We start from the raw sequence: 23,545 nt of genomic DNA, 5'->3' as shown, positions 1-23,545 counted from the left end.
AGACCGTCTCTCGTGTCTGTTTGTGATGCTAATATGGCATATTCCCAATGTGAAAAGCTGAGTTGTTGCTTGGATGCGAGATATGCGCGTTGTATCTTTATGATAGAACTATTTGATATTGGACGTCCGAGCGTAAGATTTCGTACTGATCAGTCTCGGTTGACGGACCACTAGACCTCGAATTCCATCGTGTCAGTAGAATCGAACTCGCCGAGGTTCTCGTTCCCGTTGAGGAGGATGATACGAAGCGTGTCGAAGTTTCCCTCGAGGCTTCCCGTCACCGAAACAGGCCCGTACCAATACCCCTCTCCGTCGCGAACCTCACTCTCGGAGCAGGCAGGGTCGTGGCTGTACGCGAGGTAGATCGTCGCGGTGGGGCCCCTAACATAGAGATGATTGACGCCAAAGTATCCGCACTTGTTTCTGTAGTGGAAGCCGCCCTCCGCCGTGAACCTACCGTCGCTGGCGACGGCGAGCTCGAGGCCGTCCACCCGGTGCATCGTGTGGGGCGGGCTCACGACCCAGTCCTCGATGGTCGAATTGTGGACGGTAACATCAGCAAGTTTCGTCCCAGGCTCGGGGTCGTCGTAATGCGGATTCCAGTCGTTCGTGGCGGGCGAGGTTATCGGCCCGACGTAGACACGGTCAAGTGGGTTGAAGCGTTCGGGATATTTGGTGTACGAAGGGGGGATGTCGCCAGGCATCACGCCGGGACCTTTCGGCGGTCCACTAGGTCCACCGTCGTCAGGGTCAGGCTCGAGCGTAGATTCGGAAGTTTCGTCGCTGGTGTCGGGGTCCGTCGCTGTGGGAGTTCTAGCAGGGATCTGCCCACCACCACTCCTGGTCCCGTCTCCGTCGGTCGCGTTCTGCTCACTGTTGACGGGTTCTGCACCGAAGACGCCGAGACATCCGGCGAGGCTGGCGAGGCCGAGTGTCCCAATACCACCGAGAGCAGCCCGACGGGTTAGTCGTCGAGTGCTGCTGGGAGTGGCTGCTTTCGATTGGGAGGGCGGATCTTGAGAATTCATCGTGGAGGGCGGTCCCGCTTCTACTCCTGTTCGCGTTCGTCGTCGGACTGTTCTGCTTCCCGTGCTCGTTTCGCTCGGAGCTGTCGAGCCTCACATTCGGTGAGGGCCTCTTCTGGGACACTGAGATAGTCGAGCGCCCACTCTTCGATCTCAGGCAGTGTCATCGGATGAGGAAGTTCGTGATGCCCGACGGGACGGGCGAGGAAGGAGCCATCGTCGTCGCGAAGGTCCTCATCATAGTACCCGAGAAAGTATCGCTCAAGGCCGTTCACCCCCGGACCATCCATGATCGTAATCATGGTGAAGGAGTCCGCCTCGAACTCCGATTCGAGGCTGAGGGTCGGATATTTGGCGGTGATATCCACAGGTACAGTAGGAGTGGTCGGCTAATAAGTGAGACCGAATCACATCTAATGTGGCGGCTACAGTTCTTGCGAGGGGCATTACCTGTCTGTATCGACGCCATCGGTGTCGTCCACACAGAACTGCCGGTTCCACAAGTCGAACTGAAGTTGCTCGCAGAATCGACACCAGGCGGTGTTTTCCTTGTAAGGATGCCGATTCGGATCGACTAGGTTTCCACAGATACACTCGACCAACGGATCGGCAACGTCGGGACGGCTCGACTGCCCGGCGGCGAACGCGCTGAGGGGGACGACTCGAGAGCGCCCTGGTTCGGTCGCTGCGCCTGCCGACTCGTCGGCGTAGGCAGCTGCGATGAGTGCGTCGACGGCATCGCCGTAGTCCATGTACGCCTGGAGGGTGCGAATCCACGCGGGGACGCGCTCGGCCCACTCGGGATCAGTCACCCGAGCGTGAGCGGCCTTCGAGTGCCACGACGTCGTATCGGCCGAATCGAGTGCCCGGAGGGTCTCGGCGTCCTCAAGGACGGTTTTCGAGATCCCGAAGCCGTGGAGCGCGTACTTTGAGGGGATGGCGTCGCGCAACTCCTGGATGATCGCACGGACTTCGCTCGTTTTGTTCGGGCGAAGGATCGACCCGATACCGAGCGTCGGTGAGGCGAGGCCGTGCTCTTCGAGGTAGTCGAACGACCACAGATACTCTTCGAGGTCGTGCCCCTGCAGGACGGCGACGGGTTCTGCGGTGAGGTCGGCGTCCTCCGCGGCTTCCAGGCAGTAGACGTGGTCGCGTATCGACCACTCTTGGTGGGTGCGGACATCCCGATCGGCCTCGCGAAGGAGAGCAAGATCGCACACCCAATCTCGGAGCGTGTACTTTTCGATTTGGTCGTCGTACTCGCTCAGATAGGCGATATAGTCGTCGATGCTTGTCGGGTAGTGGTGAAATTTCTTCTGGACGCTGTACCCGCCAGAGTCAATGAACCAGTTCGGCCCCTCGAATAGGTGGTTGTCCCGGCGAGCGTAGGAAATCATCGCGCATCCGGGGTGTGGGATGGTGTCGGGGTCGACGTCAGCAGCGAGCAGCGTCTCCAAGTCGTCGGGATCGAGTGCGTCGGGATTCGTGGCTGCGAGTGCAGCTGTCCCGATGGCTTTTCGCGAAGATCCGGACCCGACCGTGTAGTGGAACCTGAACCCCTCACTCCGCTGTGCCCCGGTCGGTAGCGATTCGCCGCGAGAAGGCGATTGCTGACCGGGATTGATGGGGGCTTCTGAGAACATCGTCTGTGATCGCGCGCACTTCTCAGCGAGCGACAAACAGGAGCAGGCGGTTGCCTTAGCGACCGACCAATACGGGGTTAAACGAGATGCACGGTTCTTCGCGGGACTGAACCAGGGTCGAAGTCTTACCCGTGTGCTTCGCCCGAGAGCTCGGCGGTGACGGCCGCCTCGAGATGATGCCACAATAGGCCAGAACGGAATGTCTCAGTAAGGGTCGTCGCGCAATCAGGGAATTGGGCGGGCTCTTGGACGTCGTGGAGTTCGTACACCCGAGCGAGGGTCTGGAGCGTGTAGGCGATGGCGACGAGATCGCTTCCAAAGGGATCGCGGTCGGTATGGAGGAGATCGGCGAGCGCCGAGTAGCGGGCCTCAAACAGTTCGTCGGAACTCGCGGTTCCAAGTGAGGTTCCCATCTCATCGAGTTCATCGAGGACGTCGTCGACGAGAGATTCGACGAGCGGTAACGGTTCGGGGACCGGAGTTGGAATAAACGTCCGAGCAGGTGTGAGCTGGTCAGTCATGGGATTGGACGTGGGTAATCTGGTTGGAGAGTTCTTCGAGGGCGACGGGGACGCCGTTTCGTTCGGCGTACTGGAAGCAGGAGTCGTGGGCTTCGCCGCTCCCGACTTCTTCGAGGAGTGCCTGTGCGGTTTCGAGCATCGTCGTGGACGTATCCAGTTCGAGGTCGTCGAGGTCGAACTCTGACCACCCGATCGTCTCGCGTTCGTCGGCGAGGCCGCCACAGATTGCACACGTGACGGAGTGGGCGTCGACCCATCGAGTCATTCAGAGACTTCCTCCCCGTCGTCGATGTCATCGTCGTCTTCGACCTCGGCTTCCTCACGGAGACGGGTTTTCTCGGCACAGTGGTCGGCGTAAACCTGACAGAAGCGTTTGCGCTGGCTCTCAAGAGTCGTCTGGGCGCTCCGTGCTCGGCGAGCCCGGTCGAACGCGAATGGGTTGCGATACTGCAGGTGCGTCGGGATGCTCACTTTGGCGAGGTCACCCCCGGATGAGACACCGAGTTCCCGGAGATGGCGTCGGAGCAGCGCCTCCGTAGAGTCGATTTTCGACCGGAGTGCTCGAAGCGTGCGCTCGTGACCGGATGGGAGGCCGTCACGCGCCTCGTAGTCGATGGCATCGAGGTCGATGTCCTCCCAGCGAGGCACGTCGTTGTGGCGATACATAGCGGCTCAGGTAGAGTCCTGCTGTGTTTTCTCGTCCCTGTTTCCCCTCTCATCTTCACGCTCGCTGTCCGGGCTGGTCACGATCTCGTCGAGGGTGACGTAGAAGGGACCGTCCCAGTTGCGGGCACGGTCAGGGGCTTCCTCGACCCACGCGAGCCGGTCTGAGGCGTCGGTGTCGTCGACGAGGAGTTCACCATCGTCGGTCAGAGCCTTCTCGAGAGAGACGAGATACGTCTCGGTATCCGTGCTTGTCACCGCGCGGTCGTCCACCCAGACTTGTGGATAAAACGTTACTCGGACATGCGTGGCATCGGGGTACTCCTCGCAGACGCCGTTGGTGGTGGAGTCGCCGGTCATGCACTGGCTCGCGCTTCGTCCGGGGTGTTCGCGCTCGGTGTATCCGGGGTAATGGGTGCGCTGACAGCGGGCGGGTCCGGATCGGTGTCGTCGTTGTCCTGAAAGCGACGAGCGATTCGACCGTGGAGTGTGGTGCGCTCTCGCTCGTCGTCCGGGTCATCGGATGAGCGACCGGTATGGAAGGCGATTCGGCCGGAGATCGTCCCGTCGCCGTGGGCGGTGAAGAGTACGTGTTCGGTGGCGTAGCCAAACTCGTTGACCGCGAGTTCGTGCAGCTGCTCGACTTCACTACGGGTGCGTTCAGGCGCATTTTCTGCGATTTCAAAGGTCATGTTTGTATGTCCCTCATCGGCACGGGGGACGACAAACTGGCCCTACGCTACACTCGCGTCCGTGCTGTAACGTAGGACGCCGAGCGCCGGAATAGCGATTCAAAACGCTCCGATCGAGACCTGTTCGGTGGTATCCTCGCGCCCCTCAGTGAGCGCATCCGGGCCGTCCATGTCCACGAGCGTTTCGGCGCAGATGTCGAGTGGACACGTTCCGTAGTGGCCTTCGTCGACAGCGAAGCGGTCGCGCTTTCCGTGCGGATGGACGAAATTACCACCGTGGCCCGACGGGCGCTTACACTTCGTACCGATGGAAGCGCCACACGACGGGCACTCCACTTCGAGGACGGGGTCGCGGGGCCACGTTCGGTCACAACCGTCGCGATTGCAGGAAATAGTCATGCAAACTCGTCAAAACCAGCCTGGGAGGTCTCATTCGGATCGAGCGCGACGTCAAGGTTCGGGGCGGGTGTTGGTTCTTCGGGTGTCGGCTCCGGGTCGACCTCCGGCTCGGGCTTGGTATCCGTCTCTTCTTGTGCGGCGCCGGCGTCGGTGTCGTCGTCCAGGTCATCGGCGAGGGGCACACCGAAGAACCGGGAGAGAACACGGTCACGCTCGCGGGAGTCGAGTTCTCGTACGGGGTGGTCGCCTCGGACGAGCTGGCTGGTGCTGATGAACCAAACCCGGCGGGCGTCGAGTTTCAGGGCGTCACCGAGGAGGACATATCCGGTCATATCGTTGAGCACGAAGTTGAGTACGGCCATCTTCGCGCAGAGAGGATCTTTGTCGTATCCGAGATAGACGGCTGGAGTCTCTGGTGCGATGTCCCGGAGTCGGCGGGCACTGTCGACGATGAGTCGGCCGCTTCCACACCCGGAGATATCACCGATCACAAGCGGGTCTTCGGGCGTGGCCTCACGGAGACTGTCGGCGTCAGGGAGTTCCATGTGGGCCATCGTTCGGCTCAACGCACCGGGCGTGAAGTACTGAGCGAAGTGCTCGCTGGTGAGGCCATAGTGTTCGTAGACGCCGCCGAGGACGTCTTCTTGTGTCTCCTCCATCGCGAGGACGAGACCCCCGAGGGCGTTGGCGTGCAGCGTCGCGAACTTTCGAACCGTCTCCTCGTCGCGACCATCCGCCCGATACCGGTCGAGGGGCTTCTGGTAGGCGTCTTCGTCGCCGGAGAAGCTGGCGACTGCCATGTTGATCCAATCCGAGAAGACCTGGTAGGGAGAGTCGCCCGTCTGCTGACTGATGTCGTCGAGCGGGTCGGTGACGTGTTCGCAGTGTTCGGGTTCTAGGAGTGTCGTCATGGCTATTGGCGACCTCCCGCTGGTCCCGGCTGGTAGGAAACGGCGATCTCGGGACTGACGAATCGACGAGCGCGATGAGGGACGTCGATCCCCCGGGTGAGCGGGATGAAAATCGAGTCGTGGTCGCCACAGATGATGCTCGTGAGGAGTTCGTGTTTGCACATGACGCGGAAGGGTGCGGATTGCTTGTACGGGCACGAACAGGTGAGGGCGTCCCCCCACGGGATGAACGGGTATTGGCTTCCGCTGTCGTATTCCCCGACAAGGATGGGCGCGGGGAGTTCGATGCCGTAGTCAGCGAGGGCCACGGGTTCGTCGGCGTTCGCGTGTGAGAGAGCGGATTCGCGGAGGACGTACGTCGAGTCGAGGTCGTGTTCTCGGGCGACTGCGTCGGGGTCGGTGTCGTCGTCGACGAGGACCATTCCGACGAAGGCGTTGTGCTCGAGGAGGCTGTTGGCGTCGGGGATGGGTCCGATACACTTCTCGATCAGCGACCCATAGGACGACTCCTTGAGGATCTGTCGGAGATTCGCGCCGGGGATGAGTTCCTGATACCACTTTTCTCGATCCGTACGCACCTCACGGACGGCGTCACTGGCGTCAGATTGCTCGTGGGCTTCGCGGATACGTGCCGCGAGGTAGGCAGGTGCGTCGACCAGAACAGTATCGTCGTCTGCGTATTCGTAGAATTTCTCCTCTTCGTGGATTCGTGCTTCGCACGATGCCTCGGCGTAGTTGAGGCCCACCGGTTTCTGGTTCGCTCCTCGCCAGGGGTGTGTCGCGGGGGTCTCGGCCTTGTATTCCCACGGATTGTAGTCCCCAAGGAGTTGGTCGCGACGAACAGGCCCGCCACGCATGAAATCGAGGCGAATCTGGTGCTCGATGGGCTCGACGTTCGGTGGATCGCGGTCGACATCGTAATCGTAGTCACGGTCCATGTGGGCGAGTGCGCCTGGTGGCAACGCCAGATGGGGCACACTGCCGTCGGCTGAGTGGATGGTTCGACAGGACATGATTGACGAAGGACGGAGTGCGGACGCCGGTCGTCTGCTGGACGCCCCGCTACCGACGCGGGGGGCGACAAATTGGCTCGGAAGACGTCCTACGCAACGAACTGAGTGTCGTCGTAGCGTAGGACGATATCATCGTGATTCGCAGAAGTCCTCGTAGCTTCCAACATAGCAGATTCTCAACTGAATGAAATCACGTTGACCCATATAGAGGGTTAGTCCAGCTTCAAGTCTCACTCTCGGAGTGTTGAGTCGTTCTATGCTATCTATTTGATGACAACTTGGCGCTTGAAGCTACAGTTAGTTGCTCAAAAGGTTGAATTATGAATCATAATTCAGCGAGCTACGGCTTCTGCTGCCGATTCACCTTAGAGGATTTTCCATCGGAACTTATTGAATGGCGTACCAATATCTACACATGGAGGAACAGCCGTTCCCAACTGATGTCAATGAATGGTCTTGGGAAACGATCCAACGCCTGAAAGACAACGGTGTCTTAGAAAGCGCATACCTCGAATACAAGCGGCACATCTCATACCCCGACGACGCGGGTATAGAACCGTCGGAGCGGGAGTGGCGGCACGATATCGAACGGGAATTTGTTGCCTTTGCTAATAGCGCCGGTGGAATCATAGTCTTCGGCATGGGCGACAGTGCACAGCCGAGAGGCGTCGAACCGCCCGATCATGAAATATCACTCACGGTATTCCAATTCATCAAGGATACGACGCCGGCTCTCAATATACAGACCTCGGACCCGATCGAAATCCCCAGTGAGGATACTGACCGGATTCTGGTCGCTGTCCGTATCTTTAAAGCAGAGCGGAAGCCCGTGAAAACCTCTGATTCGTCGTACTATGTCCGTGTCGCGGATCACAAGGATCCGATGACGCGGGAACAGCTGCAATCCATGTTCGTTGAAGAAGACCGGCGACAGCAGGCAGTCCGGCAACTGGAGCTGGAAATCTCGCGTTTTATCAATTCATTTGATAAGGAAGTCGATGAGGTCCCGACTTCGGGCGAACTCCCGCCTCTAGAGGCTGTTGACGAACAATCGTTGCGAGAGGCATTCCGACGGAATACACACCTATTCAGCAATGAGGATGTCCAAGATATCGCCGTCGAAGTAATGGGGGTTTTGGATGAGATCAGCTCAACGAAACGTACGTTCGACGAAGGTTGCCGAAACATCAGCCGCGTCTCCTATGACGGCTATGGAGAGTTGAATCGCGTGACACAGGTCAAGCTACATGATCTCTGCCGTGATCTGAATTCAAGGCTCAGAGACTTGGAGGAGAATACGCAACTCCAGATTTCGTAGTGACTTTCATTTCTAATCGATTTGCAAAACCAAAATCGAGTTCATGACCGATACGCGCGATAGGCCTTGTGTAGACGCGGTGGATACCGCCATCTCCGGCCTTTGTCCGAACAGCGAAATCGGGGTGAGAGGGACTCATCGACAGATGCTGTTCACCCAATAGAGCCACTAACCTACCAATTCAGGAGCGTCTAAACAAGGCCCGCGCGAGGTATTCAGCAAGTTGGATCTATCAGCCACAGAGGTGTATGTCGATAGAATGTATGGAAACTTCTGCTAATTATCACAGCCCGGCTAGTAGGCTCGCGAACTGGTCAAGTCTGTCGTCGAGACGCTCGGGCGTGTAAACGGCCTCCTGGCGTTCGTAGTACTGCGAGAGTTCGGAGGCACTGTCAGAGAGCGACCCGTGCTGGCAATCGGTCGCGATCGTGAGCGAACACACGGGTGCGTGTGACCGCCGGATCTGGTCGATGACGTCGTCCGCCGAGGAGGGATTGTCGTCTGTCACGGTAATTATTAATGGCTCGTCGTGCTGTGCTTCGACGAGGTCACGGGCGAGACCAATCGCATCAGCGAGGGGCGTCCCGCCACTACACGTCGTATCGAGGAGGTTTGCCTGGACATGGCGAGTGTCTATACTAAATGGTTTCACGAGGCGGGCATCGCCGTCGTAGAAGTCGGTGATGGCGACGCGAATTCCGAGGTTCTCGGCAGCGAGTGCGAATCGGGCGAGGGCTTGCGTCGCGACCTCGATCTTCGGTGGTGACCCCCGGCGCATCGACGTAGAACGGTCGAGGACGAGAACGAGCGCGTACTGCTTTTCGTTCCCAAGGGTTCGGGATTTGCACACGCGGGGGTCGCCGATGGCGAGGCGATGACCGGCTCGCGAATCGTAAGCCCCGGCAGAGAGGCCACGCCGCACGCTTTTGCGGCGGTCGAGCCGGAGGTACATCTCGAGGGTGTCTGCGACTTGATCCGCCCCTTCTTCGATAGCGCCCCACTCACGAGGAGGGGCGAGATCGTCGCTGATGGGGAGGATATCGAGGTCGTCCAGGCTTCCAGGCCCACCCTGTTTCCCACCTCCTTCACTGTCCTGTTCTTCCCCGTTCTGTGCTTGCTGGCGAGCGGAGCGTTCGAGGTGGTCAGCGAGCGCGGAGAGTTCTTCCTCGAGGGCCTGTTCGTCGATGCCTTCGCGCTCGGATTCGCCGTGGGCGGCGCATTCGTCTCCCGCGAGGGCTTTCTCGTAGGTGGCTTTGTCTTCGTCGGGCGACCTCGTCGAACTCTCGGCATGGGCAGGTCCCTCCGGGATGTCTTGCCCCGAGTCAGCGTCTGATTCGGCTTCGGGCTCTGAACCGGACTCCGATTCCGAACGTGCGTCGGTGTCCATGTCCCCCGCCGCCGCGCTATTGTTTGCCAGCTCGGGCGTCGGGGTCTCCGCTTGATCCGACTGCCCTGCCTCATCTAACCCGTCCGAAGAACGCTCGTCGTCGCCCTCGCCTGTACCCGGAGTATCGTCGATCTCGTCTTCGCTCGTATCGGGACTTTCGCTCTCGCGATCGTCCTGGGTATCGCCGCCAAATTCCCCGAGAGTGAGCTGGTCTTGGTTCTGTTGCTGAGTGTTGATGGAACTCGACGCGGCGGATTTCGGGACGTTATCCGTGTCCTCCTCGGGCGATGGTGACTTCGACGGCGCTTCTGTCTCGGGAAAGCTGGTCTCTTGACCTGGGTTACCACCCTGTTGTTCCTGCTCACGTTGTCGGGCGCGATCGGTGGCCTGCGCGATGGCTTGGGCCCGACTCGACGGTTCGGATTCTAACTCGGACTGTCCCTCATTACCCCCGCTCCCAGCCTCGTCTCTGACATCACCCTCACCGTCGGTATCGTTTCCCGTGTCCTGAGCGTCCTCAGTTCTCTCCTCGTCGGCTTCTGCGTCACCTGTGTCTTCACCATCCCCGTGGTGGTCCTGTACGCCCTCGCCGCTGCTGGGGGCCTGCTCGTCGTTCTGTTCGTCCTCTTCCCCTTGACCCTCTTCTCTCTGATTGTCGATCTCGTCGACATCGGTGGGGTTGGGATCGTCCGTGACCTGCGGTTGCTCGAAGACGTTTTGGCGGGGGTCACTCGTTGCTTCCCGCGACAGTGAGACGTCAGTCGGATCAAAGTCTTCGGGGAGTTGTATCGGTGACTGGGGTTGTGACGGTCCCTGTGAATCCCCATCTGTACCAGCGTCCCCCTCGTCGTCCTGTGGGCCTTCGTTTCCACTGGAGATGTCGTCGCCAGATGGCGTCTCGGGCTGTCCTACGGCCTCGTCACTCCCATCCCCACTGGATTGATCTTGCTGCCCGCTTTCGTTTCTGTCACCAGCCCCCTGTTTATTGGTCTGGGCGTCCTGTTCCTGCTCTTCTTCGTCCTCTTCGTCGGCCTCGAGGACGGGCTGAATGTGGGCGGTCCATGTCTGGATAACCCGTCGTGCTCGACGGATCGAGGCGGTCTTGTCGTGGTTGTGAGTAATGTCTGATCGGTCAGCGCTCCGAATCGCGTGCGCGTCGTCAGACAGCGTACACAGTTCCGAATGAATCGCCTCGAATGCGTCCCGATCCGCGTCACTCTTGAACTGTATGCGAAGGTCATCTCCGTCGAGGAGAACGTCGGTCGTCCCCGTCGGATAGATGGCCTCGTCGTATAGACAACTCGTTACGGCATCCCAGAAAGAGTAGCGGATTTCCTCTCCATCAGGGATGTCCCCGGGGGTCTGCGAGTGGAGTCGCCGGGTGAGTTCGAGTCGGATACCGGCGTTATCGCTGAAATTCTTGCCGTGGATAGCTTCGGACTCGATTGCGCCATCCTCGACGATGTTGATAAGGTCGTGAACCTGAGTGTGGTACTCGGGATCGATCTCGACCTCGAGGAGTTCCGAGATGGCTGTGATGGCGGTCTTAAGTATATGGAGAAGTTCGTGAAAAGCCAATCCGAACTGGTGGGCATGGTCAGCGGTGAGCTGGTCGTTGAGTGGGATTCGCGTGAGGTCGGCTTCATTCCCGGTCACCAGTACCAAGTAGTCGGCGTCGACACCGGCGAGCAACTGTTCGGCCTGAGCGCGTTCGAGTTCCGTCGCATCTGAAGAAACGATAGCATCGACATCGACGGGGAGAACGGCAGCAGTTTGGACGCTGGAGGAAATAACGACGTCGACGGTCACATCCCTGGGTAAGTGACCGAAGATGAACTCTCGGAGACGGTCGGCCCGCTGTGTAGAAATCCGCGATCTCACAGCAGCGTCTGGTTTGAGGTCGTCTGCGACCTGGTGGCGTTGAACTGACATGGTTGGAACAGGACCGATGCGGGACGGACGAGTACTGGACAGAGCGTGCTGCCCCTCACCGTCACGGGGGCGCACAAACAGGCGCTGCTGGTTCCTCTACAGGTAGTCGTTCAGCGTTTCGTAGGCGTCCTCGGGATACTGGTTTGGTTCGGCAACCCCCCAGAGCACTCCCTTGACGGCGGCCTTTGGATAGACTCCGTCTTCGATGTGTTCACAGAGGATGGTGAGATTCCGCGTCGAGAGCGTGGGCCAGGACTCGTTTTCCCGGGTTTGATGGGCGAACTGGACGATCTTCTTGAGCGTCGGTCGGTCCACGACGGGTTCACCGCTGTTCACCTGCCTGTCGAGCGTATCCACTTCTTCCTCGACATCCTGGATATAGGGCTGCTCGAACGAGCGGAAGCGACCTCTCGTTGCCGAGTTCATCGGCTCCGAATCCCGGTACTCGCGGGTCGGCGGGTTCATGGTGATGACGAGGCGGGCCGACGGGTGCGGCTCTACGAGTTCACCGTGGCTTTTGACCAGGAGCGTCCCTTCGTTCAAGAGTCGATGTAACGCGATGGCAGCGCCGGCCTGCATGACGGGGAACTCGTTGATCACAATCGTATCGCCGTTCAGGAGACCCTGTTTCACGGCGCCGTTGCGAGGAACGATGACGTCGCCATCCGGGACGAGCGGGCCGAAGAGGTCCTCGGGTTCGGTCGCACGATCGACGTCGATAGACTGGTAGCCCCGGTTCGTCTTGTGGCACAGATACTTGATGAGATAGTTCTTTCCCGACCCGCGCGGCCCGACCACCCGAATCGGGATGAGGCCACGGGCGAGTTTCTTCGCGATGAGCTCATCGAGGGGGAGCTGGAAGCGTGGGTCGATGGGGACGGCAGGTGGGACGACCTCGCCGTTGTCGTCGACCGGGAGCGCGTCATAGGCTGCGTCGGGGTGAGTCGCAGCCTTCGGGACGCTCGGGTAGTCGGGATCGTCAAGGATGTGCAGGCCAGTGGGGACAGGACTCCCGGCGTTGCGGCCGATGTCGGAAACGTACATCCCGCGCTCGTCGTCGGGCTCCCACCCCTCCGAGCGGTACTGGGGTTCACCGACAGAATCGGTGACGAGCGAGAGGTCGGTGACGCGAGCGGCGGCCCGTTCGGTGTCGGGGTCGATCCGCTGGTCGTAGTAGGTGGCGGCGTTCTTCGCGAGGCGGAGTCCAACGGGGACGTGCGTGGCAGCCTCTTTGAGGAGGTTCTCGGCGCGGCTCTCGGTGAGCGTGCTGGTGAGGCCGGCGATGTCGTCAACGTTGGCGTCCGCGAGCGACTCGAAGGCGTCGTACCCGGCGTCTTGGAGGGCGTCATTAATCGTGTCGGTCACGACTTCGATCACGCGGAAGTCAACGTCGGTGTCTTGTTGGAGTTCGCCGAAGGCATCGGTGATGACCTCGGGTTCCGTCCCCTGTGGTGAAACGCCGGTGATGGTGGCGTTCCCGCCCGAAGAGCGATCTAGCGTGTAAATACCGGCGTCTTCCCCCTCGTCGATGAGGTCGGCGGCGTCCTGGTCGGAGAGGTCGACGTAGTCGGACACTCGTAGCGCCACTCGCTCGACAGGGACGTTGCCTCCTTCACGCTGGAGGAGTCGGTTCACGAGGTGTGAGAGGACAACCTGGCCTTCGGGAGTGGTGTCGCCACTCGCGGTGGATGCTGAGGACATGAGTTCTGGTGGTCGAGGCGTTCTGTCTGGGTCTTTCCAGCCCCTTCACCTGTCGGGGGGCGACAAAAATGGCGTTCCACCGTCAGAGAGCGTGCAACGGTCGGTTTCTAGAATCGAATTCCGAATAGAGAGACGAGGCACGGCTCTCGATTATTACTCCATTCGTCTAATTGTTGAAAGAGTGGTTATCCAGAGAATTGATATCTGTTCTCGACGGTATCCGCGAAATCGAACGCCTTGATCAATTGAACGTGGTTCTCGTAGTTGTGTTGAGAGAGCGCTCGCTCGATCCCCCGGAATGCGGCCCTGTCGTTCGTGTAGATCGCGATCGAGTTTGTGCGTCCATCTTCCAAGAGCGTCGCTGCTGCCCCACCCACTTCTGCATCGGCTTGCTCTATCGTGTGCTCGGGACGATCGGTGGCGACGGAGATATACTGTCGAACCATATCCATCGTGGCTGAAACGACGGGATTCGAGTAATCAACTTCCTCCAAGACCTGCACCCAGCCGGATTCTATCGCATCGTCAATTGGAGGTTGGTCGTAGGGATAGGACTCTGGCGTGAGTTCATCGTATACTCGCTGCGGGACCAAGAGAACGAGATCGTGTTCGGTCACTGCTCGCTCGAGCAGGTCAATCGTCTCGTGGCGCTCGAAGCGAATGAAGAGATTCGTGTCGATGAGGTGACTCTCGACATCGGGAAAGAGTTGTTCCGGCACGGGTACTACTCGCCAATTTGCTCGTCGACGTCTGCATCCAACGCCTCGATATCGATTTCAGTCGAAATCTCGTCCTCTACATCAAGGAGGATTTCCTGGAGCTCCTGGAGGATTGTTTCGGCTTCGAGGACGGGAATCTCCTGCTCTCGAGCCATGATCCGGGCAGTCATCTCCGATTTCGTGTAGGCCCGAGCGTATTCGATTACCGTCGCCAGACCACTGACTCCGTGGCGTTCGATGTAGAGTTCGATATTGTCGTTCGAGTCGCGTTGAGCCAAGGCGACGAGGAGTGTCGGGGTGATTTGAAACGTCTCTTCCCCGGTCTGAATGGTCATATCGACCCGTCGAGCGCTATATCGGTGCGGCTGAGAGTCCGTCACGCGCTCAAGGACACCGATTTCCACGAGATGCTTGACATCCTCGTAGACCGTGGTTTGAGAACTCGCAGAACGGCTTGCGAGTTCCTCTACAGTTGGGGTGTCGAGTTCGAGTACCCGAGCGTACAGACGTGCCAACCGTTCGTTCTGGATCACGTCAGAAACTGCCAGCATCGTATCCAACGGGTGCGAATCCGAGATAGCTGATTCGGCCATATATTTTAATTTCCGCGGAATACATAAAGTTGTGTCGGTGAGTTTTGTGATGCTTCAATCGGTGATTGATGCGTTTGTTATGCCTCAAACTGGAGGAGAGACTCGTTATCTGATAGAGCCGCAGTGCGAGACGTAGAGGTTACATACAGCAGATCGGAATTTGTTTTATTAAATTGATGCCGCTGAAAGCCGACAAAGCACTACCGCTCGCTATGCTCGCGGAATTTCTTTCCTAACAGGATATCGAATCGGTACTCCTCAAGTAATTCATCCAGCATACCGAGTGTACGCCGCCCGTAGCGAGTCATTACACATTGAACAACAAGCTGCGATGACCAGAGAAGACTTAGGCACTTTTGTACAATTCTTTTTCCCAATCAATCTCGGGCTCGGTAGACATCTCCGGTGAGCCCTTCTTCAAGATCAGACACCGGTCAATTGTTTCTCGCTCTTCGTCATCCTCATCATGATCGTATTTCAATCGGTTGAAAACAACATAGCTGCGGTTATCCACGTCGTAGGCATCATCAATAATCCCATGAACGTCAAAATCCGTGTACTGTTGGGCTTCTTCCGCGATAATCGCTGCCGTGTTGAGTATCTGTTTTCGATTGGACAAGTGCTTTCGAACGTCACCGACAATTAATACCGCGACGCTGTCTGGCGCGAGTACATTATACATCTCCCAGAGACACTCACGCATGAACTCCCGATACTTATCCGTATCTTGGGTACTGACAAGGTTATCCCGTTCATCCTCACGTGGGGTATTCAGCCACCAAAGTCGAATCCAATTATTCCAATCGTAGTTCAGCGTCTGCATATATGGTGGTGACGTAACGATGAGATCCGCTGTCTCTGATTCAAAAGGGAGATCGGTGGCGTTTGATTGCGTAATCTTTGTTTGTGAATTGACCCACGGTGGAATGAAGTCTTCTTGTGCTAATTCATGTTTTTGTATGGCCTTGGGGCGAATATCACGCTCTGGAAGTTCAAGATCGTGTTCCTCGGCATACTCGCGAACATAGTTCGCGGTTCCCGAGTACGTATCCTTTGTTTGAAGCGAGAGGAACATTTGACTCGGGCCGTGAAGGATGCCGCACATCACTGCTTTGAGATACATCGCTTTCGGGCTATCATCGTCATACAGCACTTCTCGCAACCGAAGAATTTGATCCAGCGTATAGTCCGAATAGAACACCTGTAGATCGTCGTTGTCCAGTAGTCGCATCCCGGTGTTATCAACCGATGCTGCTTCGTCTAGTTTCTCGTCGAGATACTCCTCAAAATTCTCAGGGTTGACCGGGTTACATTTGGCTTTTGACAGTGTATAAGCGTAGCTAAATATGTCGTTCCCGTATCCTTTTCGATTATGAAGAGCTGCTTCCAGCGGAGTCGTTCCACCTCCAGAGAATGGGTCAAGAACGGTATCTCCAACGTCACTAAACCGGCGAATAAAGTAGTGGGCGAGAGCGGGCGGGAATCCTCCAATATAGGGTGAGAGTCGGTGGAGACTGTGACCCCAGCCTCGAGGGGCCTCTTTCCACGTTGATTGGAGTCCTATTGTATTTTCTGCAATTAGATCATCCGTACTTATCGAAGCGCCCTCAGTTGTTTTTGACATGAAAAAGGTATTCTTATCAGGACAAATATTCGCGAGTCGTGTTAATCTTGCGCATCGCGACGGGATTGCAAGAACCGCAAGACTGCGCCGCTACGATGATCCGTTATTAAGTACCCCTTTGGAGAACAATTCAAGTACTTTCGATCCAGTTTTCAGGGGGATCGAAGCACGTTGATGAGCGAGCGTCACTGGGATTGTCGCATCATCGTATAGTGCCGTTTCAACCTTTGATATGGACTCTAGCGTCTTCCGCATCAATGGGTAGTTCATCGGATCATACTTCTCCTCGCCGTTTGGGAGCTTGGGAACCTTCAACATGAACACTCGCCCCGATCTCGTCCGGTAAATGAACGGCCACCCGTAGTGTTCCCTCACACCATATTCATCATCGGTTGTCCCTGTTTTCACGTACTTGTAGATGTACTCATTATCCATTTTGAGTACCGTTCCCGGTTCCATCTTATCCCTGATCTGATCTGCATGATCTTTGAGCTGACCGCTTTTCTCGATCCCGACGATTATCGGGGGTGCGTACCCCAGTTCCTTCTGTCTGTTCGACACTCGTGCAATCGTTTGCAGAATGGGTTTATGTAAGAACGATCCTGTCCCGTAAATGGCCAGTGGCCCATCGATAATAAACCCTACACGAGAGAGACGCTCCGGGTTCTCCTCGGAAAGATACAACAGGTATGCGCACAGCGTTAGGTGCTCAAATACCTGCATAATATCTGATATCGCGGTTCTATTCGACTGACTCTCGCTCACTCGTTCATGGGTTCGAAGGGCATCAGTCGGGTAAACTTCAGTGTCGCATTTGGGGCAATGCCCGAAGTCGTCAACGCTGGTGTGAATATGAAGTTCAGAACGACGCTCACCGGTGTTAGCCGGACAGTCTGGATTGGGGCATCGATACACGTCCACCGTATTCTCATCGATCAGGCGTGGATCGGCCTGAATCACGTCAAGGTAGATATCTAGGAGGGATCTTCCCTCGATTTCGCGTGTTTTGAACGTGTCGTAAATGTGTTTCCGCCAACTCTCAACGGTTGTTTCCGCATCGTCTCGAATGTAGTTACTGCTCGGGAGAACGATATCCTGGAGCGAACTGTCATCGATCTCTTCGACGCGCGCCGGATCAACGAATCGCTCAGCTTCCTGTTCGTCGAGCAGGTCGAGCTTGGTGAGAACGGCTGCGATTTGAACGAATCCAATACGATTGCTCGGGTAGTCATCATTCGTTGGAACCTCCTGGAGTGACCCATCTATCGAGAGGAAGTAACTCGGGTCAATACCCTCGTTCGGAAGATCCTCCAATGCATAGCTATTGTCTTCGATCGGGGCTTCGTCCGGGTCTACCTCCTTTGTGCTGAACCCGTCGAGTTCCTCCTGAACTAATTTGTTTTCGATGATTGGAACGTGCCCTAGCCGTTGTGCTGTCTCATACGTATTCCCACTCTCATACGGCATTTTATTCTCCTCCGTCGTCTCCGTGGTAGTTCTCGTACAGTTGGCCCGCTTGGTCGATGAGATCGGTATCGAAGAGGTCGATCTGGGTAGGGATGATAAACTCTCCACTGCGTGTTTTCACTCGTGCGAATCCTTTGTCCTCTGCTTCGCGAGTCTGCCGTTCGAACGCTTCGAAGTTATAGTAATTCGACAGCTCTTTGGTTTCGTTTTTGCTGTTGAGGTGCGTCACGATCCAGTTCGCGGTGTTCGCGAGTACGCGGTCGTCTACACCGCTCACTTCCTGCGTTGCGTACACTAACCCAATGTTATACTTTGCAGCCTCTTTTGCGAGCCGAACGTAAGGGTCGCTGTCTTCGGCTTCATCTAGGTAGTCGCTTCCGAATAGCCGGTGTGCTTCCTCCACGTAAATCTGGATGTTGTGTGGATTATCCCCATCGGTGAAGATTCCGACTTGTCGGTTAACGATATAGTCGATGATGTTTTTCGAGATTCGCTGATTGATCTCGTCTGTTCCGGTAGTAAGATCGACAATCACGATGTCGCCTTCGACAAGGCTCTCGTAGATGCGTCGAGGGTAATACCCTGCGGCCCCAGTTCCGTGGAACCTCTGTAACGGCTGGAGGTGTCGATATCCAGCGCCTCGTTCCTGATTGAATACAACAAGGATGGCATCCAGATCGTTATCGATCCAGTCACCGCCGTTATTGGCGGCATTTATGTCTCCTCGGTTGTTGGCGACAATTTCCCAGAACGTCACAAGATCATCTGCATCAACGAACATCCACCCGGGTGCGCCTCCGTCAGACTCTTCGAAGTAGTCGTCCTCCCCGAGGATATTGTTGACTTCGTCACGCACGGCCTGGTTTGTAGGGATGGGTGTTGTCCAGCCCTGGGGGGGTCTGAATCCGGCCTGAATTAGCGTTGCGTAGAAGGCAGAGCGACAGCGAACTGCTGTGTTACGGTCTCCCCAATCCCCATCTTCACCTGGCCCGACTACGTTTGCGGATTTGAAGCTGTCAATGTATGTCGCATCTTGGGTGAGAAGGGTTCGGGTGGTTTGCCAGACTTCTTCGATTTGTTCGTAGTCGAAGAAATTCATTTCGAGCGATTCGACGTTGTCGTCGTCGCTTGCCCAGCTGTAGACTGTGACGGCGTCGTCGTGAATGTCTGCGAGTGCGGTTTCGTCGTCTTGAGTATTTACGTTAGCGTACTCACCAGTAGGGTCGAAAAGTAACTGCCCGAGTGTTTCCCCGGTTTCAACTGCTTCCATGAAGGACGCAGTCGCAAACACTTTCATGGAGTTCGATTTCCCGGTTCGAGTCATCCCGAACAGCGCGGTTTTGTTGCCAATGATATCGTTAATATCGATAGGAACGGTCGCATCTTCGAGGTCAGATCGTCGCTCGGTCGAGGTATATCGAACGCGCCCCAATCGAATCCCCTCCCGGTCTACTTCGTCCTCGTCTTCGTCGTCTTGACCAATCTGGACTTCCGAAAAGATTCGCGCGAGTGCTTCTGGCCCGGGTTTGTAGACTTTGTAGCGAGCACTGGAATAGAATGTTTCCACGTCGCTTCCGAATTGCAGTTCATTGTTTTCTTGATAGATTGTGCCGAGGATTTTGGCTTCGATCCCGGAGAATTGGATTCGGTCTCGGGTGAGAACGTCCATGATATCTTCGCTGGAACCGGGGACGACTCGGTCTGATTCGATGCTGGAGTCGCCTGTGATTTTCTTTCGCATCGCTTCTTCCCGGACTTTCATTAGGTCGTCCTCTGCGGGGAGTTTCGCTGGGCCTTCGGCGCGAAGAAGCATCGCATACGCGTCTTCCTCGTTGAAATTGTCTGGGTCTTCCCAGTCTGCGGCTGTTGCGAGAAGGTAGCAATGTCGAGGAACGCCGTCGGCTTCGTCTTTCCAACGGTCGTTACTCACGATGGTACACGTGTCGTACTGCATGTAGTAGACCCCCCCGATGAGCTGGGAACCCTCAATGATTGGTTTAATGTCCTGATCGTTGAGAGCTAGCTCACTCATCAATCGGTTAGACATATGACTGTCAATTCAGGCGAGGATGAATAACCTTTCGTGGCCGGGGTGAAAGTGAAACTCAGTATCGCTGCTAAAAGGATAATCGCTCTTGGGAAGCAGACTGTTGGTAGCACTGGCGAAACTCGTTCCGGGGTAGTAGAACCCCGCGTTCAGCTGGTGGCAACCCCGATTTGACTCGGTCACATCTGATTCTCAGTAGCCGACAAATCGCAAGATAGCTCTCCACCAACAATATACTTCATAAGAGCGAAGGATAATTAACGCAGCCATACGCAGGCGTACAGGGGCCAGACAGTACCTTGTGCAAGATACGCGCCCTCCATCTTGTATGCGGTGAGAACACTGTCTACTATCTGATGTCTGAGTGTAGGACTCTGAACTCAGGAGTCCACAGTTGACAGACCACTTCGTTCTTAGTGGGTCATGAGATGTCGCCAAGTCGTCGCTGAAGCTGATCCTGCATTCGGTGTGCTTGCTGATCCGAGAGGTCGGCCTCTGTATCGACGCTGATGCCCGGGATATCGACGATGTCTTCGAGAGAGTCACTGAGCGTCTGCTGATTCTCGGGACGGACATGCTGAGAGTCGTCGTCCGTCCGCCGGTCGTGCTCTTGCATGGCGAGTTGGATCATCATCGCTGGCTTTCTGAACAACTCGCCAGCGGCCTCGAGGTACTCCTGATAGGTATCCGAGGCCATCGACCCCTCGTATTGCTGCAGTACCGCGATGAGCAAGGAGAGCTGAAGGTTGAACACAGTTGGTCGCGATGAGGGCTTGGCGATCGAGGTCGCTCGGTCGGCGGCCCGCTCTGCGTATTTGAACGCAATCCCCCAGTAGGTGTAGCAGTCTTCGACGGAGAAAGGGAGGTCCTCGAAGTCGTACGCGATGGCCCGCGTTCGACGGATAGCGGTATCGACCTCGACCATCCGGGTGTCGATGTCGTCGTAGATGGAGCGCCACCACTCGCTGATCGGGACGCGGCCCTGACTGCGTTCGTGGTCGGCATTCGTGGCTTTCCCGTAGTGCCGTCGTGTGTACCGCTCGCCCATATCGGGAAGGACGGTCCCGCTGTCGGGGAAGAAGAGGATTGGTCGCGCCCAGAGTGTTTGTGTGCCCCGGAAGTCGTACCCGGTCTGGAAGCCGCCGTAGATGATGGTCTCCGAACCTTCCTCGTCAGCATCATCATCGGAGTCGCTGTCGTTGCTGACGGCGATGGAGATGCCGTCTTCGTCGACGTCGTCTTCGATGTCCTCCTTGTCGCCGGAGACGGCGTGACGGAGACTCGGGCAGATGACGACCATCTTGAGCAAGCCACCCCAATCACGGTAAGATACCCACCCGAAGGGATTGTTTTCGCCACGCTGCTGGAGCGCACTGATGATGGGGAGATATGCCTCCTGTGGGTTGATGATGGAGTACGAATCCGAGGCGATCTGCCACCGGAACTTAACATCGTAGCCGAGCGCGTTCAACGCCTTTCGGCGGTCGTCGACGATATCCTGGTGGTCATGGACACGCACGACGGCGTCGGCTTCACTCGCGGCGGCGAGGTCTTCGAGTGAGTGCCCGGTCTGAGATTCGAGTGCGTCAACGTCGAGGCCATGCACACGGCGGATGGCGGCGGTGTCGACGCTCCCGGATGTCTCGACGAAGTCGTTGGTCGCCCAGAGTTCACCGGAGCTCGCCTTCGGGAGTACCCGGATGGCGTCTTTGAACGAGCGGGAGTTCTCTGGCGAACACCGGGTTTCCGGTGGAACTTCGTCGGGATACTCTTGGGGGTCGTTCTCAGTGAGGCCGACGAATTTGCGGTCTGTCTCTCGGGTTAAGAGATCAGCAAGCGGAAGGGCTGGGCGGTCGGTGTCGGTGCGACTGGCGTTCGTGTCCTTCTCGTCCCCGCTGGTGTTCTCGGTCTCGTTCTCGTTCGAGTCGGAGTCGGGGGAGCGAGGCTGATTGGAGCTGGAGTTTGATTGTGCTGACATGGGTAAGTCCTCGGTATTGAAAGTGCCGTGAGCGGGAGAACGCGCACGGCTGGGGAGAGAACGGAGAACACGCAGAGATGAGACGAGACGAACGATGCCATATGAGGTGGAGTTTGACGCACGATGCTACGGTTGCGAAGAGGGAGTGAGGAGTGGAGAACCCCTGACGAGAGAGGAGATGCTAGAGGGATGAGGTGAGAGATGGGGAGTGGTGGAGAGCCCGGACAGAACCCGTCCCGGTTGTCGCAGATCGACACACGGAACGGTTGGAGTGTTCTGTTCGGACATCCGACCCCCCACCGAACAGGGGGGAACAAACAGGCGAGAGTAAAGCCGGGCCGGTCAGACAACGAGTGAGCCAGCCTCGGCAAAGCACGAAAGTTAGATTGGCGGTCTCGAAGGCCACTGTGGATTACTCATCCCCGCCACCGAGGGCGGTTTTGAACGTCTGCTGGGCGGTGTCACCCCAGGAGGTGGGCATCTCTGAGAGAGACATTTCACGGCTGTCGTGCTCGGGAATGTACTCTTCACCGCCGAAGTACTGGACGAAGCCAGGCCGAGCGTCACGAAGTTTCTTCGCGGATGCTTCGCTGATGCCCGTGAGTTGGGAGTGGTCACGTCCGTAGCAGACCCAGGCTGCGAGTTCGCCCATCGAGCCAAACTGTTTGACGAGCGTTCCGCGGGCGTTCGAGGGCATGGCGAGACCTTGAATCCGGTAGAGTGTCCCCGAAGCGACGGCGTCGCTGGCAGGACCTTTCTCACCGCTCCAGATGGCTTTGAGCCGTTGGAGGTTCTCGCGGCGGTTCCCCGACTGCCACAGGACTTCCTCGTACTTCTCGGCGAGGGCGATCTCCTCGGCGTACGTGATGGATTCGAGGTCGGCATCCTCGAGATCGGGGACGTCCTCGGGGCCGGGGGCCGTGTTTTCGGGGTAGTCGCGACCGTCGATAGCCTCGACGTACTCCTTTGAGCGGTAGTCCTGACTTTTGATTTCCCAGGTATCGTCGGTCAGTTCGCGCCGGACGAAGTTCTCCGCGAAAAGGTGGTAGTGTTCGACAGCGTAGTCTACGCCCTTGAGCGGGGCGAGGAGTGCGAGGGCGAGTTGACTGGCTCTCTCGTCGGAGGCGTCAGGCCCCCAGTCGAATCCGCCGGGGGCAACTCGATGGACGAACAAATGCTTGTCGAGCAGGTTGTCACCGGCGTAGACGAAGTTTCCGCCAACGCCTCGTTCGCCTCGGTACGGTTTGTGCTTCCATTTCGTTTTTCTTGAATAGTCAGTTTTGGCTGGCATGAGAGTGGGTCCGATGGATGGTTACCCGCCAGCGGATTGGCGGGTCTGCGTCGTCTCCGAAGCGGGTTGTGCCTCGGTTGGTGGTGTGGGACTCGGTTGTGACTGTTCACTCGTCGGTACGTATTCATCTGGGTTGGTCGGGGCCGACGCTGAGTCACGTGTGTGGTAGATAAGGTACTCGTCGTCATCGGCGAGCAACTCAAGGACGCAGGACGCGCAACCAGCGTAGTCGTCGGGCCAACTGTCGAGTCGATAGAGCGAGTGCGTTCCCCAGCGACAGTATGGACACTTCTGCTGGGCATCAGTTCGCGTCTCGATAATCGAAAGTGGGGCAGCGTAGCGTTCAGGAGACATCGGCCGAGTGCCTATCCGAGAACTCCTTCGCCGCTGGTGGTGGGGTCAGCCTCGACGTGCGTCTCGACGGTGGTTTCGCTGTTCTCCTCGTCGAGATTGAGGTCGAGGCAGTGTTCGCCGATGGCGGTCTCTGGTTCGTCCGGGTGGAATACACGGACGGTGAGTGCGTCTTCGTGGGCGGAACGATCGACAGAAACGATGAACGTCCCGCCAAGCCGGACATCCGCGTAGGTCTCACCGTCGCTGAGGGTGGTTAGCGTAGTCATG

At 57.3% G+C, this 23,545-nt stretch carries 22 protein-coding genes; 1 reads left to right on the top strand and 21 read right to left on the bottom strand.

Translation table 11 applies throughout. The features are described from left to right. Positions 1–170: 170 nt before the first annotated feature. The 11 genes from NL112_RS22405 to NL112_RS22360 form a co-directional block, all read right to left on the bottom strand. On the bottom strand, positions 171–704 hold the full coding sequence (locus tag NL112_RS22405; RefSeq protein WP_255153012.1) for a hypothetical protein: 534 nt from the start codon (positions 702–704) through the stop codon (positions 171–173). 344 nt (positions 705–1,048) lie between these two features. Continuing rightward, positions 1,049–1,393 (bottom strand): hypothetical protein, encoded by a 345-nt coding sequence (locus NL112_RS22400; RefSeq protein WP_255153011.1) that lies wholly within the window; start codon positions 1,391–1,393, stop codon positions 1,049–1,051. A gap of 78 nt (positions 1,394–1,471) precedes the next feature. Beyond that, positions 1,472–2,668, bottom strand: a complete 1,197-nt coding sequence (locus NL112_RS22395; protein ID WP_255153010.1) for a deazapurine DNA modification protein DpdA family protein — start codon at positions 2,666–2,668, stop codon at positions 1,472–1,474. Between the two features lie 125 nt (positions 2,669–2,793). Beyond that, on the bottom strand, positions 2,794–3,189 hold the full coding sequence (locus NL112_RS22390; protein WP_255153009.1) for a hypothetical protein: 396 nt from the start codon (positions 3,187–3,189) through the stop codon (positions 2,794–2,796). After that, the gene (locus NL112_RS22385; RefSeq protein ID WP_255153008.1) at positions 3,182–3,454 is read right to left on the bottom strand and encodes a hypothetical protein; all 273 of its coding nucleotides are present in this window, start codon (positions 3,452–3,454) and stop codon (positions 3,182–3,184) included. Before NL112_RS22385 ends, NL112_RS22390 begins: the two co-directional genes overlap by 8 nt. Then, the gene (locus NL112_RS22380; protein ID WP_255153007.1) at positions 3,451–3,855 is read right to left on the bottom strand and encodes a hypothetical protein; all 405 of its coding nucleotides are present in this window, start codon (positions 3,853–3,855) and stop codon (positions 3,451–3,453) included. The genes NL112_RS22385 and NL112_RS22380 overlap by 4 nt, the downstream gene beginning before the upstream one ends. Positions 3,856–3,861: 6 nt before the next feature. Next, positions 3,862–4,212 carry a hypothetical protein gene (locus NL112_RS22375; RefSeq protein WP_255153006.1) on the bottom strand — a complete coding sequence of 117 codons (351 nt, stop codon included), beginning with the start codon at positions 4,210–4,212 and terminating at the stop codon, positions 3,862–3,864. Further along, positions 4,209–4,544: a hypothetical protein gene (locus NL112_RS22370; RefSeq protein ID WP_255153005.1), complete on the bottom strand. Its 336-nt coding sequence runs from the start codon at positions 4,542–4,544 to the stop codon at positions 4,209–4,211. Before NL112_RS22370 ends, NL112_RS22375 begins: the two co-directional genes overlap by 4 nt. A gap of 99 nt (positions 4,545–4,643) precedes the next feature. After that, positions 4,644–4,943 (bottom strand): zinc finger domain-containing protein, encoded by a 300-nt coding sequence (locus NL112_RS23010; RefSeq protein WP_434084214.1) that lies wholly within the window; start codon positions 4,941–4,943, stop codon positions 4,644–4,646. Then, positions 4,940–5,854, bottom strand: coding sequence for an N-6 DNA methylase (locus tag NL112_RS22365; protein WP_255153004.1), 915 nt, complete (start codon positions 5,852–5,854; stop codon positions 4,940–4,942). Before NL112_RS22365 ends, NL112_RS23010 begins: the two co-directional genes overlap by 4 nt. A gap of 2 nt (positions 5,855–5,856) precedes the next feature. After that, positions 5,857–6,792, bottom strand: a complete 936-nt coding sequence (locus NL112_RS22360; protein WP_255153003.1) for a hypothetical protein — start codon at positions 6,790–6,792, stop codon at positions 5,857–5,859. Positions 6,793–7,282: 490 nt separating this feature from the next. Here NL112_RS22360 and NL112_RS22355 point away from each other — a divergent pair, with 490 nt between their 5' ends. Beyond that, entirely contained in the window at positions 7,283–8,185 is a 903-nt protein-coding gene (locus NL112_RS22355; protein WP_255153002.1) for an ATP-binding protein, read from the top strand. A gap of 283 nt (positions 8,186–8,468) precedes the next feature. On the opposite strand, the gene NL112_RS22350 is transcribed toward NL112_RS22355, so the two are convergent. The 10 genes from NL112_RS22350 to NL112_RS22305 form a co-directional block, all read right to left on the bottom strand. After that, positions 8,469–11,381, bottom strand: a complete 2,913-nt coding sequence (locus NL112_RS22350; RefSeq protein ID WP_255153001.1) for a VWA domain-containing protein — start codon at positions 11,379–11,381, stop codon at positions 8,469–8,471. 219 nt (positions 11,382–11,600) lie between these two features. Continuing rightward, positions 11,601–13,079, bottom strand: coding sequence for an AAA family ATPase (locus tag NL112_RS22345; protein WP_255153000.1), 1,479 nt, complete (start codon positions 13,077–13,079; stop codon positions 11,601–11,603). A gap of 311 nt (positions 13,080–13,390) precedes the next feature. Next, the gene (locus NL112_RS22340) at positions 13,391–13,924 is read right to left on the bottom strand and encodes a PIN domain-containing protein (protein WP_255152999.1); all 534 of its coding nucleotides are present in this window, start codon (positions 13,922–13,924) and stop codon (positions 13,391–13,393) included. A gap of 5 nt (positions 13,925–13,929) precedes the next feature. After that, on the bottom strand, positions 13,930–14,517 hold the full coding sequence (locus NL112_RS22335; protein ID WP_255152998.1) for a helix-turn-helix domain-containing protein: 588 nt from the start codon (positions 14,515–14,517) through the stop codon (positions 13,930–13,932). A 346-nt stretch (positions 14,518–14,863) separates the two neighbouring features. Further along, positions 14,864–16,141, bottom strand: coding sequence for a DNA methyltransferase (locus tag NL112_RS22330; RefSeq protein ID WP_255152997.1), 1,278 nt, complete (start codon positions 16,139–16,141; stop codon positions 14,864–14,866). Between the two features lie 90 nt (positions 16,142–16,231). Beyond that, positions 16,232–17,608 carry a hypothetical protein gene (locus NL112_RS22325; protein ID WP_255152996.1) on the bottom strand — a complete coding sequence of 459 codons (1,377 nt, stop codon included), beginning with the start codon at positions 17,606–17,608 and terminating at the stop codon, positions 16,232–16,234. 1 nt (position 17,609) lies between these two features. Beyond that, positions 17,610–19,640, bottom strand: a complete 2,031-nt coding sequence (locus NL112_RS22320) for a helicase HerA domain-containing protein (RefSeq protein ID WP_255152995.1) — start codon at positions 19,638–19,640, stop codon at positions 17,610–17,612. Between the two features lie 436 nt (positions 19,641–20,076). Next, a complete protein-coding gene (locus NL112_RS22315; protein ID WP_255152994.1) occupies positions 20,077–21,633 on the bottom strand; it encodes a hypothetical protein in 1,557 nt (518 codons plus the stop codon). A gap of 412 nt (positions 21,634–22,045) precedes the next feature. After that, positions 22,046–22,924 (bottom strand): DUF6166 domain-containing protein, encoded by an 879-nt coding sequence (locus tag NL112_RS22310; RefSeq protein WP_255152993.1) that lies wholly within the window; start codon positions 22,922–22,924, stop codon positions 22,046–22,048. A gap of 365 nt (positions 22,925–23,289) precedes the next feature. Continuing rightward, positions 23,290–23,544: a hypothetical protein gene (locus tag NL112_RS22305; RefSeq protein ID WP_255152992.1), complete on the bottom strand. Its 255-nt coding sequence runs from the start codon at positions 23,542–23,544 to the stop codon at positions 23,290–23,292. Between the last annotated feature and the right edge of the window lies 1 nt (position 23,545).

Origin of the sequence: Halorarius halobius (genome assembly GCF_024298865.1) — an archaeon.
Lineage (GTDB): Archaea > Halobacteriota > Halobacteria > Halobacteriales > Haloarculaceae > Halorarius > Halorarius halobius.
The sequence above is the reverse complement of the archived record's forward strand: the minus strand, read 5'-3'. Positions and strand labels throughout refer to the sequence as shown.